This window comes from Alkaliphilus flagellatus, from assembly GCF_018919215.1.
Classification (GTDB): Bacteria; Bacillota; Clostridia; order Peptostreptococcales; family Natronincolaceae; genus Alkaliphilus_B; species Alkaliphilus_B flagellatus.
The window spans coordinates 133,083-147,937 of record NZ_JAHLQK010000002.1 but is presented as its reverse complement, the minus strand read 5'-3'; the positions used below and the strand labels follow the sequence as shown (position 1 = coordinate 147,937).

The 14,855-nt window shown below is 29.0% G+C and carries 12 protein-coding genes; 3 read left to right on the top strand and 9 right to left on the bottom strand.

Going from position 1 to position 14,855, the window contains the following annotated elements; genetic code table 11:
* Positions 1-465 precede the first annotated feature (465 nt).
* From KQI88_RS05625 to KQI88_RS18015, 4 genes are all read right to left on the bottom strand, one after another.
* Positions 466-1,947 carry a sensor histidine kinase gene (locus KQI88_RS05625; protein WP_216415378.1) on the bottom strand — a complete coding sequence of 494 codons (1,482 nt, stop codon included), beginning with the start codon at positions 1,945-1,947 and terminating at the stop codon, positions 466-468.
* The gene (locus tag KQI88_RS05620; RefSeq protein ID WP_246579162.1) at positions 1,934-2,689 is read right to left on the bottom strand and encodes a response regulator transcription factor; all 756 of its coding nucleotides are present in this window, start codon (positions 2,687-2,689) and stop codon (positions 1,934-1,936) included. The genes KQI88_RS05625 and KQI88_RS05620 overlap by 14 nt, the downstream gene beginning before the upstream one ends.
* A 129-nt stretch (positions 2,690-2,818) precedes the next feature.
* Complete coding sequence (locus KQI88_RS05615) at positions 2,819-4,006, bottom strand: hypothetical protein (protein WP_216415377.1); 1,188 nt, start codon at positions 4,004-4,006, stop codon at positions 2,819-2,821.
* 100 nt (positions 4,007-4,106) lie between these two features.
* Positions 4,107-4,247, bottom strand: a complete 141-nt coding sequence (locus KQI88_RS18015) for a hypothetical protein (RefSeq protein ID WP_246579161.1) — start codon at positions 4,245-4,247, stop codon at positions 4,107-4,109.
* Between the two features lie 106 nt (positions 4,248-4,353).
* Between KQI88_RS18015 and KQI88_RS05605 the strand changes: the two genes are divergently transcribed.
* Positions 4,354-4,905 (top strand): peptidoglycan recognition protein family protein, encoded by a 552-nt coding sequence (locus tag KQI88_RS05605; RefSeq protein WP_216415376.1) that lies wholly within the window; start codon positions 4,354-4,356, stop codon positions 4,903-4,905.
* A 52-nt stretch (positions 4,906-4,957) separates the two neighbouring features.
* Here KQI88_RS05605 and KQI88_RS05600 read toward each other — a convergent pair whose 3' ends face one another.
* Together KQI88_RS05600 and KQI88_RS05595 are read right to left on the bottom strand one after the other, a co-directional pair.
* Positions 4,958-5,902: a hypothetical protein gene (locus tag KQI88_RS05600; protein ID WP_216415375.1), complete on the bottom strand. Its 945-nt coding sequence runs from the start codon at positions 5,900-5,902 to the stop codon at positions 4,958-4,960.
* 558 nt (positions 5,903-6,460) lie between these two features.
* Complete coding sequence (locus tag KQI88_RS05595; RefSeq protein ID WP_216415374.1) at positions 6,461-7,681, bottom strand: FprA family A-type flavoprotein; 1,221 nt, start codon at positions 7,679-7,681, stop codon at positions 6,461-6,463.
* A gap of 636 nt (positions 7,682-8,317) precedes the next feature.
* Between KQI88_RS05595 and KQI88_RS05590 the strand changes: the two genes are divergently transcribed.
* The gene (locus KQI88_RS05590) at positions 8,318-8,569 is read left to right on the top strand and encodes a hypothetical protein (protein ID WP_216415373.1); all 252 of its coding nucleotides are present in this window, start codon (positions 8,318-8,320) and stop codon (positions 8,567-8,569) included.
* 306 nt (positions 8,570-8,875) lie between these two features.
* Here KQI88_RS05590 and KQI88_RS05585 read toward each other — a convergent pair whose 3' ends face one another.
* Positions 8,876-9,616: an MBL fold metallo-hydrolase gene (locus KQI88_RS05585; protein ID WP_216415372.1), complete on the bottom strand. Its 741-nt coding sequence runs from the start codon at positions 9,614-9,616 to the stop codon at positions 8,876-8,878.
* 540 nt (positions 9,617-10,156) lie between these two features.
* Between KQI88_RS05585 and KQI88_RS05580 the strand changes: the two genes are divergently transcribed.
* Positions 10,157-10,693: an HXXEE domain-containing protein gene (locus tag KQI88_RS05580; RefSeq protein WP_216415371.1), complete on the top strand. Its 537-nt coding sequence runs from the start codon at positions 10,157-10,159 to the stop codon at positions 10,691-10,693.
* Between the two features lie 139 nt (positions 10,694-10,832).
* Here the strand turns inward: KQI88_RS05580 and KQI88_RS05575 are convergent, their stop codons facing one another.
* On the bottom strand, positions 10,833-13,121 hold the full coding sequence (locus KQI88_RS05575; RefSeq protein WP_216415370.1) for an ATP-dependent Clp protease ATP-binding subunit: 2,289 nt from the start codon (positions 13,119-13,121) through the stop codon (positions 10,833-10,835).
* An 87-nt stretch (positions 13,122-13,208) separates the two neighbouring features.
* Positions 13,209-14,855, bottom strand: coding sequence for a hypothetical protein (locus KQI88_RS05570; protein ID WP_216415369.1), 1,647 nt, complete (start codon positions 14,853-14,855; stop codon positions 13,209-13,211).

Sequence of the window (14,855 nt, the reverse complement as noted above, 5' to 3'; positions counted from 1 at the left end):
AAGAAATTATTGCCAAGATTATAAGATTTTATGTATATTATCTTATAATCCTGGCACACTAAAAACAAAAGTTATAAAATTGTTATTTATATCCAATCTAATATTTCTTGTCAGATTAGAGTTTATTATATACTCTAAAGCACAAAATTATTTACAGACTCAAGAGATATAAAAATGATTAACAATTCTTTATCTAAAATAATATAAATTCTAAAAAAGTATATATGAAGTATGTTTATTTAAATAGTATTATTCTATATTAAAGCATCCAAAATTTAAAAATCAATTTCGCCATTTACTATCTTATAGAATTTACGTATGAGAGGACCTTCTGTTTCGATAGTTATACTAATGTATTTACTATTTTTATACAACCGCATATAAAAATTACTTTATTATATTAGAAGCATAAACAAGGTATGATTCGTAATCTTCATCAGTTTCTTTTACTTTCTTTAGTGTTGTTCATTTTATCCTACATTTCCTTTCTTCATTATAAAGAGGAAACACTATCTCAAAGCAAGTTGATTTTTTTGTATCCACAAGACTTATTATTCCGCTTTGATTTTCGACAAGGTTCTTGACCAATGAAAGACCAATGCCTGTACCTGAAAAATTTTTGGATCTATTTTTATCTACGGTGTAAAATGGCTCAAATATTTTTTCTCTATGCTCCCTCGGTATACCAATGCCTGTATCTTCAATTTGAATATGATTTTTATCCTCTTTAATATAGCTTCTTATATATATTTGTCCGTTTCTCACATTGTATTTTATTGCATTATCTATAAGATTTATAAATATCTGCATAAAGCTTTCAGCGTCTATAAAAATATAAGCATCTTGAAGGTTTTCTATTATTTTAATACCAAATTTAGAAGCTTTTCCTTCCATTCTCAGGCAGATATCATTAAGAAGTTTTTTTGTATTAATTTTCTCTCTCTTAAACTCAAAATCGTATTTTTCAACTCTAGATAAAGAAAGAATATTTTCAACCATAGCATCTAATCTTTTTAATTCCTTTTCTGCTATTTTTTTCGACCTACAAGCCATATCTTCATCATCTCTATAAAGGCTTATTAAATCTATTTGTGCTTTCAACACTGTTAAAGGAGTTTTAAATTCATGAGTAATGTTTCCTATGAATTCTTTTTGTTGTTTTTCCAATTTTTGAAGTTTTTTAACGGCTAATTCTAATTTTTCCTTTTCAGTAGTTATATCTTCTATGTTTTGCTTTATTGTTTTTGCCATAAAAAATACTCCTTCTCTAAGATCTCCCAGTTCATCCTGAGAATCTAGTTTTACAATAGAATCATAATCTCCCTGCTCTATGGCTTCAACAGAATATTTTAGTCTTGAAATATTCTCTGCTATTTTTGAAAAATACACAATTCCAATTAAAGAAGCTATGCATATAGATACTATGCTTATTTTGTAAAATAGTAATTTTATATCTTTATAAAAAATACTTTCCCTTTCAGCACTGTACGTAATTTTAATTACACCAATTTGCTTATCAAAATCATATATAGGTGCCAGATAAACAATTTCGTTTCCATATTCTTCATAAACACACTGATCCTTTAATGCATCTATCATAATATTAGGTGGTTGTCTATCTACAGATATGTTGCCTCCACTAAATAATATTTGTCCTTCCATATCATACATAGCAATAGGCAAGTGTATTATTCTTTTCAAATTTAGTACTAAATTTTCTGCTTCTCTTACATAAAATTCTTCAAAATTATCAGAATCCGAAGATATATAGGTCTCTCTAATGTATAAATTTGCAATCTTGCTATTTTCTCGAAGTAACTCTTCATAATATGCCATCTGATTAGCTAAAACCCCTTTCAACATAAAAAAACCCGTAAATGTTATGGTTACTATCAAAAGCAATACTATAAATAACGTCCATTTTATCTTTATACTAAATTTTATCAAAATTATTTACCGCCTTATATCCTACCTTAGCTACAGTCTTTATCAGATCCCCATGCCTTCCTAACTTTTTTCTAATTCTTTGAATATGTATATCTATCGTTCGTGTTCCACCTAAATAGTCCATATCCCACACTCTATCTAAAATTTCATCCCTAGAAAAGACATGTCTAGGATTTTCAAAGAGAAAAACTAATAAATCAAACTCTTTAGGCTTAAGTTCAATCAATATTCCATCTGCATATACAGTGCGTTCCTGCAAATCTATCTTTAGATCTTCCACATTGATTATAGATATACTATTTGAATTTAATTCCGAAGAAATTTTATTAATTCTTCTACACAGGGATTTAACTCTTGCCAAAAGTTCTATCATCTCAAATGGCTTGGTTAAATAGTCATCTGCTCCTAGCTCCAAACCTATGACCTTATCTACTAAATCATTTTTTGCTGTAAGCATAAGAATACCTATTGAACTATTTTTATCAATTTTTTTGCACACTTCGTATCCATCATATTTTGGCATCATAACATCTAAAACAACTACATCTGGTTTAAGCCTCATTATTTTTTCCAGTGCTTCTTCACCATCATATGCTACATCAACCTCATAGCATTCTCTTTTTAGTGCATATGCTATTGAATCAGCAATAGCCCTTTCATCATCCACAACTAAAACTTTAAACATGGTCTTCACTTCATTATCTTTAATTATATTATTTGTAATAATTAACTCACCACCCATATAATTCCTTCGATTTATTCCTTCCCGAAAACTTTATAATCCAAGTATAAATATAAAACTTCATATAAAAAATTAAACTATGATAAAATACAATCTATAGATTGTATTTTATCATTAACTTAGTAAATATCAATCGTTTAATTTCACTATACTAGTAACATTATATCGAATTTTATCCTCATCCCATTTATTAGAAGTCATAAAAAATTCTTTTGAGGAATTATTCCAGTAAGCATGTCCTGTCACTTCAGGAAATATTTTTATCTTTTCATCTGTATTTAAATCGTAAACATATACACTGTCTGCACTTGTTCTCTTTCCATTTTCATCAAAATAATATACAGCTTTGCTCTCATCTGGTGATTCTGTCACTGATAAATAAGGTTTACCTTCCTCTATTATCTTTACTTCCTCACCATTTCCATTTATCTTCCATAAGGTTGCATTTCCATTTTTATTCCATTCTATTTTAGTCCTTTCCTTGCCACCAACCCATCTTTTGAGTCCTTCCCTACCTACCTTATATGTTTTTTCATCCATATCATAGGTAAAATATGTGGCATTTGCACTACATAAAATAAGTTTATGTCCTTTTTGAAACACACTCCTAATAGCATTGTGTTCCTTCCCATAATTATAATCTGACTCAATTAATTTTCTTCTTTCCCCTTCTACTACTTCATAGTTATAATAAGTCTCTAAATAATCTTCAAAGCTAAAGGAACTAAAATCACTTAATTTATCTATTAACTCTTTTGGTAAAGATATTTCTTCAACATTACCTTTAAAATCACAACGATAAACCTTCATACCTGATGCTACAATTACTTGATTGTTTTCTAGATTACTAGACCTTGTCACCTTTTCTACTAGTTTTGTTGTAGTTTTTGACTCTAAATCTAATACATAATAATCATATACATCAGAATCACTATTTAGCCATACGCCATAAAAAACAGACTTCTGATCTTCAGATAACGCGCCTACTCCTATCCATTCTTTTTCATTAGCTGTTACCATCTCTTCAAAACTTTTATCCTCCGGATTATAAATACAAAGTTTACCATTAGATTGACTTTCATCATCCCCTGGTTGATCTTTTATCCCTAGAATTTTACCATCCTTTAGCCAATGACATCCTTCGAAAAACTTAACATTGTCCATAGATTTGATAGCCAACTCACTATCTATTTCGGCTTTCTGGCTTCCTAATACAACTACCGTATTATCCTTTCCGTTAGCACCATAAGCCAACATCCCCCCTACTAATATAACAGCAACTACTGACACTAATAATATTTTTTTAGTTTTTTTCATCACAATACTCCTCCAATTTCATTTATTATCATCAGTATATACGCTCAGTTTATCTAAATAATTATTAATATGTTTCCAATTTGTAAACTTAAGAAATTTCCTAACTTTGTTCTGTAGTACTATCTAAATTTTCAGTTGGTTTATCTGCAATAATCATATCTGGATTATGAGAAAGTGCTCTTACTATTCCTACATACTCTAATAATTCATATACAATAGTTTTTTGTATTATCTCCGCCATGGTTGATTATTTTGATTTAAATCTCTTTTATATAGTGTAAGACGAAACAAGTTGGCCAACAGAAAGAGTCTTATAAAAAAATAATTTATATAGGGAGGAATTTATAATGAGTATGATAGTACAACCAAAGCCTTCAATGGTATCAAGATCTGGATGGGGTGCTACAGCTGTAGATTTGAGTAAAACGAATAATCTCAAAAACCCAGCATATATAATAGTTCATCATGCAGGAGATGCAAATGATGCTATCGTAAAAGCTTATCCAGATGAAAAAGCAGCAATGAGAAGATATCAACAAATTCACATAGGTCAAGGGTGGGGCGATATAGGATACCATTATTGTATTGGAATAAATGGAACTATACTTGAGGGAAGAACCGATACAAAAGAAGGAATCCATGCGCCAGGCTATAATTATCGTAGCATTGCGGTAATGCTTCATGGTAATTATGATATACGTAGTTTTACTTCTACACAACAAAATAAATTGATAGATATTTTAGCATGGTTATGTTACAAGAATAATATTTCACCGTCGAATATTTTAGGGCATAAAGATGTAACTGCAACTACTTGTCCTGGTTCAGGAATTTATAGTAAGCTATCTAGTATTAGAGGTCTAGTAATGGATAGAGTTTATCCTCAGCCTCAGCAATAGAGCTTAAAAAAGTATGATGATTCATTTCATCATACTTTTTTAGACTAAATAATTATTTAAAATCCCAAGGTTTAATATATATATAATGTTCATTCTCATTGCCTGTATATTTTTTATATGCAAAACCAGAAGTCGAAAATCCTATGAATACTTCATCATAAATTTTAATCTTTTTACACTCTTCGTGATCATATATAAATGTATACTTTTCTTCATAAATAGAAGTTTTACTACCTATTAGCTTTGTTGGAGCTTCCAAAAACTTTAAGTTACTATAATCATTAAGTCCATTAGCTGGTGTTCGAAAACTTTCATATATTATAGATTCTTTAGTCTGAAGATTATAAGCAACATAATCATCTTCTTCGTAATATAATACCCAATAATCAATTATATCTTCAATTAAGGAAGAAGGAGCATCTTCCCATACTACTTGTATTTCACCAGAAGCATTAATCATAATTAAATCATTACTTAGTAATTTATAGTTTCCATTGAAAAGTGTGCTACCAGCATATATTCCCTGATCGTTCCATATGATAGTGCCCAATAGATGCTCATTGTTAAATTCTAATTCAATATCTAGTTCTGTATAAAGTTCTTTTTCCATTGTCTCAGTATTAAATAAATAAAACATATATTTTTTATTTTGATCTAATTCTTCTACATCTATTGATATAAAGTGTTTGCCATCAGGCGATAATATTGGTGACGAATAATTGAAGTCCTTAATTGTAGAAATAATTTTATCTTCTTTCATAATATATAGTTTTGAATCATAACTATCCAAAAAAGTGGAATATAGTCCAGCATGTGACCACGTTTTATAATAGTCCCTTACGTGAATTTTAATAGGGCTATCTGTTTCATCACCATGTTTTACATCTGTTAGATTATTTGCTTCATTATTATTGTCATCTATATTTAACATATTTGGTGTACATCCATTCAAAATAATAATTATTAACAAAATAATAATCATCTTTATATTTCTCAACATAATCTCTCCCTATAAAAATTAATCTTTTCTTGTAAATACTTTCTTATTACTAAAATTTAATTTTAGAATATCATAATAAAATGTATATACTATTACATTGTATTATTTATTTTTCTTTTATATCTCTTCTAATAAATATTAGTTTTTAAATTCATACCATATTATAGATATCATACCATATTAATCATATATCATAAATATATTCTAAATATACTTTTTTGCTCTTACTTTTATTTGTATAATTCTATCAAATCTCCAAATTAATATATATAAAAATAGTTAAAGACTTCTATATATAATACAACAGAAGCTTTTAACTTAATAAAATTAACAGTATGTTATTTTTTGACCAACCTATAATATAAAATAATTGTATTCTTTATGATAGTAGTTTCTCAAAATATTAATATATAGTCTTTAAAAGTGTCTGGCAAACCTTGAAAACTTTAACTACTTTTATTGTATCAAAAAGCGAGGAAAGTATTTTTGTTATATAATAAAAAAAGAAGATAGAGTTTTTTACTATCTTCTTTCTAAAATCTTATTATTACAAATTTAAAATAAATTATTTACTGTATTAATTAATTCCTTTATACGCAGTCCTATTAAATTTAAATCTTCTTCCCTTGGTGATCCTTTAAATTCAACAGGCTCTATAAACTCCCAATTCATCTTATATTTATCTATAATTTCATCCAATTCCTTTTGTGCTCCACCAGACCAACCATAGGATCCAAATCTAAAAGCTTTTCTACCTACTGCCTTTTTCTTTCCAAGCTCCTCTAATACAGCCGCCATTGGTGGAAACATTTTATATTCATAAGTTGGCATAGCTAATATTACTCCTGTAGAGTTCCACACGGAAGCTAATATAGTACCCCAGGAATCTTCCGGCACTTTATGAACATTTACACTTATATTTTCCTTTTCTAACTCTTTTATAGCATAATCCACTGCTTTTTGAGTCATTCCATACATAGAACCCCATATAAGTGTTATTTCTTTTTTTGCTAATCCTTTCTGATAAGATACATATCTACTATAATCTTCTATTATTTTATTTGGATTTTTTCTCCAAACAATTCCATGTCCCGGTGCTATCATTTTAATAAGCAGGTTCTCGCACTTTTCAATAGCTTTTTTAACAGGTAAAGAGAAGGCTCCTATAATATTTGAATAGTATCTTACAGCTTCCTTTTCATAAAAATCTATCTCTTCTTCATTTAACAAATCATCATAATTAGATTCATTAACAGTACCAAATGATCCAAATGCATCGCAGGAAAATAAGATACCTGTTTTTGTATCAAATGTAGCCATAGTGTCTGGCCAATGTACATTAGGCATTTCTACAAACTCCAAAACATGTCCATTTCCTAAATCTAAAGTATCTTTATCTTTAACAATTATTACATTGTCGCTATGGTTATAGAATGCTTCTAATAGCTCTGCTCCTTTTTGACTACACACAATCTTAAAGTCTGAATTTATTTTTTTAAAGGCTTCTATCCAACCTGAATGATCTGGTTCCATATGATTTATTATTAAGTATTCTATAGATTTTGGATCTATTTCTAACTTATCTAATAAAGCTAACAGGGTTTCAGGAACACCATCCCAACCGCATACTCCATCTATAAGTGCAGTCTTTTGTCCTTTTATAATATAAGAGTTAATAGATACCCCGTTAGGCATTTCCCATAATCCTTCAAATAAAATATCTTCTACATTTACCGATAATTGATATACATTATCAGTAATCTTTGTTTGATTCAAATATATCCCTCCTAGCAATCTTAGTCTTTCATTGAATCTCTCTTTTATAATAATTTTAATATAAAAATTCATATGCACTTAGAATTGTTTATAAGTTAATACCCTAAATACTTTTTTTAAAACTCAATCCTCTGTCCTAGTCTATATCTTCACCTATTATATCACTTTTTTCATATATCTACTTTACAATATAATAAATATTTTATAAAATTTGTAATCTATTATACATATAGCAAAATTTAAAAAGTGGTTGATTATTTTGAATTAAGCATCTTTTATATAGTGTAAGACGGAATAAGTTGGCCAACAGAAAGAGTCTTGCAAAAATAAAAATTAAAGAATGAGAATTTAATTTACACCTTATAATGATATAGTTTCTGCTGTTCCAATTAACATAAGAGTTTATCTATCATCCAAATGGAAATGAAATAACATCTGAGGTTAGTTCCAAGTTATATCCTACTTTTTAAGATTTAACTAATAAACGCTAATCCGAATTAGGGGCGATAATTTAATTATCACCCCTAATTCAATTTTATGTAATAAAATCTATTTTGGTAATTATTTTTCAAAAATGAAAGATATAGTATAATATTAGAAGGATATAAAATAATTATATGGAAAGAGGTAATAAAATTGAAAGAAAAACTACTAAAACGTGCATACACACTGTTAATTTTTAGTGTTAATAGTATAATTATTTTAATTCTTACCACTATTAAATATAAGTCAAAATTTGATGAAATGAAAAGTTATAGTGAGATTTTTATAAATCCTAATTATAAAGGTTGGGCTAATGTTATATACATTTGTTTAATATTAATATCAGTTACCTTTGCAATAGGAGTTAGTACATATAAAAAATACAAAAAATATGAAAATGATTAAAGTTTCTTTTTAAAGGAGAATAATTACAAACTGTATATGTGAAATGTTTTATAGTAACTATTAACTTTATAAGTTTTATAAAAAGGTTCTTAATAATCAAGAGCCTTATTTTTTATTCATTTTTATCTAATTTAATTACTTGAGTTGTGCAAATTTTAAAATATGATAAAATTGCCAACAGATTTTAGATATAAAAAACGGCATAAGTCCTAATACTTGTTTAAAAAGGTCACGACACCATACACAACGAGGATTTATTGCCTTAAATACTATCAATTCTTAAATAAATAATTCTATACCTATTTTCTATTTGCTAAACCCAATCCTCTGCCCCACATGTGTAAGCTCTACAACTTTTACAGAGCTGTTAGTTAGCTGCTTTGCAAAATTCTTGCATATGTAAAAATTGTCTCTAAAATGCATAGGAACTAGAAGTTTAGGATTTATCTTTTCTGCAAAATATACTCCAGCTAAATGGTAGAACTCTTCGAGTCTCGGGTCTACCGGTATAAAGGCTACATCTACATTATTTCCTATTATATTATCTACTTCTCTCTTAAAATCTTCTTCCTCTCTTTTAAGCTCTTGTTCAGTAAATTCCTTCCAATGCCACCAGTTTAGGTCTCCTGCATGGAATATATCAATACTATCTACATTGACTAAAAAAGATACTCCTTTATCTGTAGAACCGTATGTTTTTATATTTACGTCTTTTATTTGAAGAGTTTCATAAGGACTCATATAGTAAAAATGATCTTCTTCTATTTCTTCCTTTACATCACTACTTAAAATATATTTTATATTTGGATTTGCATTTTCCCACTGAAATATTACAGGATTATAGTGATCACTATGGCTATGGGTTATAAATACAAAAATATCTTTGTCAGTTTTAAAATCTTCCGGGGATAGTACTCCATTTTCTATACTTCTTTCTGAAAGGACAGGGGTGTCATTAAAATAGTCGAATATTAATATGTTATTTTTAGTCTCTACTAAAAAGCTACTGTGTCCCAAATGAACTATATTGCAGTTTATATTTTGCATAGTATCACTCCTTTTTTATATATTTACTCTACCATATAATAAATATTTTGTAAAATTTGGAATTTGTGATGCGTATAGCAAAATTTTATAAAAGTGGTTGATTATTTTGAGCTAAATCTCTTTTATATAGTGTAAGACGAAACCAGTTAACCAACAGAAAGAGTCTTACAAAAAATAAAAATATATTATAAAGAGGAGAAAGTTTGAAGGTCACAACAAACTTTTACGAATAGTCTTCTAGTAGTGGAAACCATTACACTTATTATGCAGAAGAATCTTATACTATAGTATAGAATATTTAAAGCAAATGTTGTTATAGATTTTATCACTATATCTGCTTTTAAATTTGGCTATGTTTTAAATCAATGTCGAAAATGATATGCTATAATTAAGCCATCTTTACAGGCCCGGAGGTCATATTATGGCAAATGTAAATTCTTTAATTTCAGATATTCAAAAACTACCATTATCTCAACAAGAACATATTTGTAATAAAATATAAATATTACTTATATAATAGAATTTTAGGAGGGTATAACAATGAATGATATAAAATTAATGGTATGGTTTTTCCCTATACTTTTTATTTTTCACGATTTTGAAGAAATAATTTTCATGCAACCGTGGATAAGTAAAAATAGACGCTATTTATGTGAAAGATTTCCTATGTTATCAAAAAGGTTATTACCTCATTTTGATAATATTACAACATCATCTTTCGCATTTGGTGTAGCTGAAGAATTTATTTTGATTAGCATAGTTACAGTTGTTTCTTACTTGACGAATTGGTATAACCTATGGGTAGGTTTGTTTATTGCATTTACTTTACATTTAGTAATACATTGCTTTCAAACATTGATAGTAAGAAAATATGTACCTGCTATTATTACAAGCATTATTTGTTTGCCTATCTGTATTTATATCATTAGACATATAGTGCAATTGTTCCAGTTGAGTACTGTTGTCTTCTATTCCATTTTAGGCTTTATAATTATGGTGGTTAATTTATGTATCATTCATAAAGCTATGGATATATTCAGCAAATGGTTAACACAATATGAACAACAAAGCAAATGAGCATAATCTAAATTTTGATAGTGAGTAATTACTAATTTTATATAAAGCACAATTTTATTAAAACGAAAAAGCTATGTCTATATTTTTAAAAAACAGATTGCAAAATAATTCTGCAATCTGTCTCTGATGTCTATTTTATCTATTTACTCAATACAACCTTATCATCTTTTAAATCTACTTTAATATGGTCCCCTGCTACAAATTGCTTTTTAATATATTCTTCTGCAATTTCATCTTCAATATATCTCTGTATTGTTCTTCTTAAAGGTCTAGCACCATATTTTTCATCATAACCCTTTTCTAGTACAAAGTCCTTAACTTCTTCGGAAATTGTAATTGTCATATCTTTTTCCTTAACATCTTCAATTACATCTCTTAACATAAGGTCTACTATTTTACGTAGTTCTTCTCTAGATAACTGTGTAAATACAATAGTTTCATCTACTCTATTTAAAAACTCTGGTCTAAATGTTTCTCTTAAGGCTTCTTTAACACGATTTTCTAAAGCCTCATAACCCCTTTTACCAAAACCTATACCGCTTGATTTTAGTTGAGTACCCGCATTAGATGTCATAATTACTACAGTATTTTCAAAGAATACAGTTCTTCCTTGACTGTCTGTTAGTCTACCATCTTCTAAAATTTGAAGTAGCATATTAAATACATCTGGATGAGCTTTTTCGATTTCATCTAAAAGTATAACTGAATAAGGTTTTCTTCTAACCTTCTCTGTTAATTGTCCACCTTGATCATATCCTACATATCCTGGAGGAGCACCTATTAATTTAGAAACCGTATGCTTTTCCATATATTCAGACATATCTACACGGATCATAGCATCCTCGCTACCAAATAGCTCTGTAGCTAAGGCTCTTACAAGCTCTGTCTTTCCTACTCCAGTAGGACCCACAAATATAAATGAAGCTGGCTTTTTCTTCTTTCTAAAACCAGAACGGTTGCGTCTTATAGTTCTTGATAAACTTCTAATGGCATCATGTTGACCTATTACCCTTTCATGAAGATGCTCTTCAAGGTTTAACAGCCTACTAGCTTCTTCTTCAGTAATCTTGCCTACAGGAATATTAGTCCAAGATTCAATTACAAAAGCTACATCCTCCACTGTAATGGAGCTGTTGTTTACTTCCTCTTCTAGTTCTGCTACTCTATCTAAAATCTTACACTCATCTACTTTATACTGAGCAGCCTTTTCATAGTCATTATTTTTAGCAGCCTCTGCCTTTTTTTCTTCTATAGCCTTTAGCTCTTCCTTTAAAGACTCGATTTCTACAAGCCCCTGATTTCTAAGGTTTACTTTAGATCCCGCCTCGTCAATAACATCAATTGCCTTATCCGGTAAATATCTATCTGTAATATATCTTTCAGATAGCTTTGCAGCAGACTCTATTACTTCATCAGATATTTTAACCCTATGATAATCTTCATAATAGCCTTTAATTCCCTTTAAGATTTCAATGGTATCCTCTACCGTAGGTTCTTCAACTAACACTGGCTGAAATCTTCTCTCTAGGGCAGAATCCTTCTCAATATGTTTTCTATATTCATCTAATGTAGTTGCACCAATAACCTGTATTTCGCCACGGGCAAGTGCAGGCTTTAAAATATTTGCAGCATTCATAACGCCACCATGAACCTCTCCTGCGCCCATAATGTTGTGAACCTCATCTATTACTAAAATTATGTTTCCACATTCCTGAGCCTCTTGTATAATAGCCTTCATTCTTCCTTCAAACTGTCCTCTAAATTGGGTTCCTGCAACAATAGCTGTCAAATCTAATAAATAAACCTCTGCATTAAATAGTTTTGCAGGTACCTGTTCTTCTATAATACGAACAGCTAAGCCTTCTGCAATAGCTGTTTTACCCACACCAGGCTCTCCAATTAATATTGGGTTATTTTTAGATCTTCTATTTAAAATTTGTATTACCCTATCAATCTCCTTATGTCTACCAATTACCTTATCTACTTCTTTGTTTCTTGCTTTATCTGTAAGGTTAGTACCATAAGTATCTAAATATTTTTTCTTCTTATTTTTTTTCTTCTTCTTCTCCTTAGGTTTTTCTTCTATGGACTCATCTTCATCATCAAAGACTTCCTCTTCTTCTATATCTACTTCATCTTCACTATCCTTTTTAAAGGGATTAAAAGAACCCTTAAATAAATTGCCTAGGAAGTTATCTCCATCCATGTTCTCCAAGTCCATCTCTTCAAATACATTGTTCATCTGCTGAGATAAACCAGATATTTCTTCCTCAGTCATACCTGTTTGTTCCATTAATTGATCTATTATAGGTAAGCCCATTTTTTTAGCACATTCTATGCATATACCCTTCATTTCAGATTTCCCATTTTCCATCTTACTTGCAAAAACTACTGCCATATTTTTATTACATATAGAACATTTTTTCATAGTAATTCCTCTCCATGTTTTCGTATAATTTCTTTTTACTATTATATCATATACCTGTGATTAATAAATATTATATAAATATTAACATTACCAAGTAATTTTAAAGCTTTTTATCCACATTATTAATAGAGATATTAACAAAAGTGCAATATATATAGCCAATGCAATAGGTACTTCTCTTAAATTCCAATGTAGTGTAGCATTAATAGCAATGAAAATCATGGAGGTTATAGCCAACCCCAAACTATCGCCTTTATTGCGTTGAAAGTTTTCAGAAAAAGGAAGTCGTTTTTCATCCCAGTGAAATAGTCCTATAATTACTAAAATTAGTGTTAAAAACATTATTCCAATATCTAAAAGTATGTTAAGTCCATATGGAATTAAAAATATAATACTTACAAATAAATATATAGGCAATATAAATTTTATGAAAAAACCCTTTAATGCACCTTTATAAATTGAACCAGGATTTTTAATTGGTAAGGCTTTATATATCCATGCACCTTTATATTTTTCACTGGTTGATATGCTAGAAATTGACATTGCCAGTAAACCTATAGTAATATAAATTGAAAAATATCCTTTACCTGCTGATATCTCTGCGAGTGATTCTGCAAAGGGTCTACTTTTATCAAAGTTTACTACAATAAAAGATAAAGGAACTATTGCAGCAATTACTAGACTAGGGTATAATCTAAGCTTTAAATTTCTTTCATTAGAAACCATATTTTGTGTAAATCGGAAAAATATATTTTCTGTAGGCTTAAAACAAAATATATTTGCTATCTTCTTGTGCCTCCTACCCTTAGCTTCAGCTACTTTATTCTGTTTACTACTATTATTGTTTAGCTTTAAAAGACTTTTTTCGAAGTAAGGAGCAACAACTTTAAAATATGCTATTATGCCTAAAATTGGTACCAAAATACCCATAATTGTAAAATTAATATAGTGAGCATCGTAGCTTTTATCTATTAAAATACCGTAAGGGGCTGAAAACCAAACCGAAGGAATTAAATAGCTCCACCACTTAGGTGTAAAGACAATATTCAAATCTAAAACTGCAAAAATTCTCCCCACAAATTGATAAGCAAAAGCCATAATAATAGATAATGTAATTTGAAAATAGTTAATAATATCCTTTAGCTTTTCACCGTCAAAGATAAACAAAATAACAAAATATAGTAGAGAAGTAACCCAAATAACAAATCCTGAAACCAATATTAGTTGTATAAAAAACACCATACCAAATAGAATACCGTATTTAAAGGAACCCGCTATTAAGGCAGGTCCTGCAATTGCTATGGTTATGCTGAACAAGTAAATTAAAATATGGGTTGCCTTTGCTGCATTCATGGTCCTTGCATCAATTGGTTTAGAGAGCAATATATTTTTTTCTCTAATGTCCAAAAGTACAGAGGAAAAATCCGAAATCATAGTTGTCATTACCATAAATAAAATGATAGCATAAATAATATTCATCTTAAAAAATAATGGAAAATCTGGTATTATAACTGCCATGGCGCCAAGCCCAATTAAACCATACATAAGCAGTGACTTTTTAAATGAATTTTCTTTTTCCTCCTTTAAGTCATTAGTCATAATTGTAGGAACCCTTCGGCCATCCATAGTTAGCTTTACCTGTAATATTTTTCTCATTACCTCATAATTGATACCCATCATACTATAAATAAAGCTAAACTTATCTATAAGTCTTAAAGACATAAAATTCTTCAT

Coding starts and splice junctions, on each gene's coding strand:
- KQI88_RS05575 (WP_216415370.1), bottom strand. CDS start 13,121: ATGAAAAAATGTTCTATATGTAATAAAAATATGGCAGTAGTTTTTGCA.
- KQI88_RS05605 (WP_216415376.1), top strand. CDS start 4,354: ATGAGTATGATAGTACAACCAAAGCCTTCAATGGTATCAAGATCTGGA.
- KQI88_RS05580 (WP_216415371.1), top strand. CDS start 10,157: ATGAATGATATAAAATTAATGGTATGGTTTTTCCCTATACTTTTTATT.
- KQI88_RS05620 (WP_246579162.1), bottom strand. CDS start 2,689: ATGGGTGGTGAGTTAATTATTACAAATAATATAATTAAAGATAATGAA.
- KQI88_RS05585 (WP_216415372.1), bottom strand. CDS start 9,616: ATGCAAAATATAAACTGCAATATAGTTCATTTGGGACACAGTAGCTTT.
- KQI88_RS18015 (WP_246579161.1), bottom strand. CDS start 4,247: ATGGCGGAGATAATACAAAAAACTATTGTATATGAATTATTAGAGTAT.
- KQI88_RS05570 (WP_216415369.1), bottom strand. CDS start 14,855: ATGAAGAATTTTATGTCTTTAAGACTTATAGATAAGTTTAGCTTTATT.
- KQI88_RS05615 (WP_216415377.1), bottom strand. CDS start 4,006: ATGAAAAAAACTAAAAAAATATTATTAGTGTCAGTAGTTGCTGTTATA.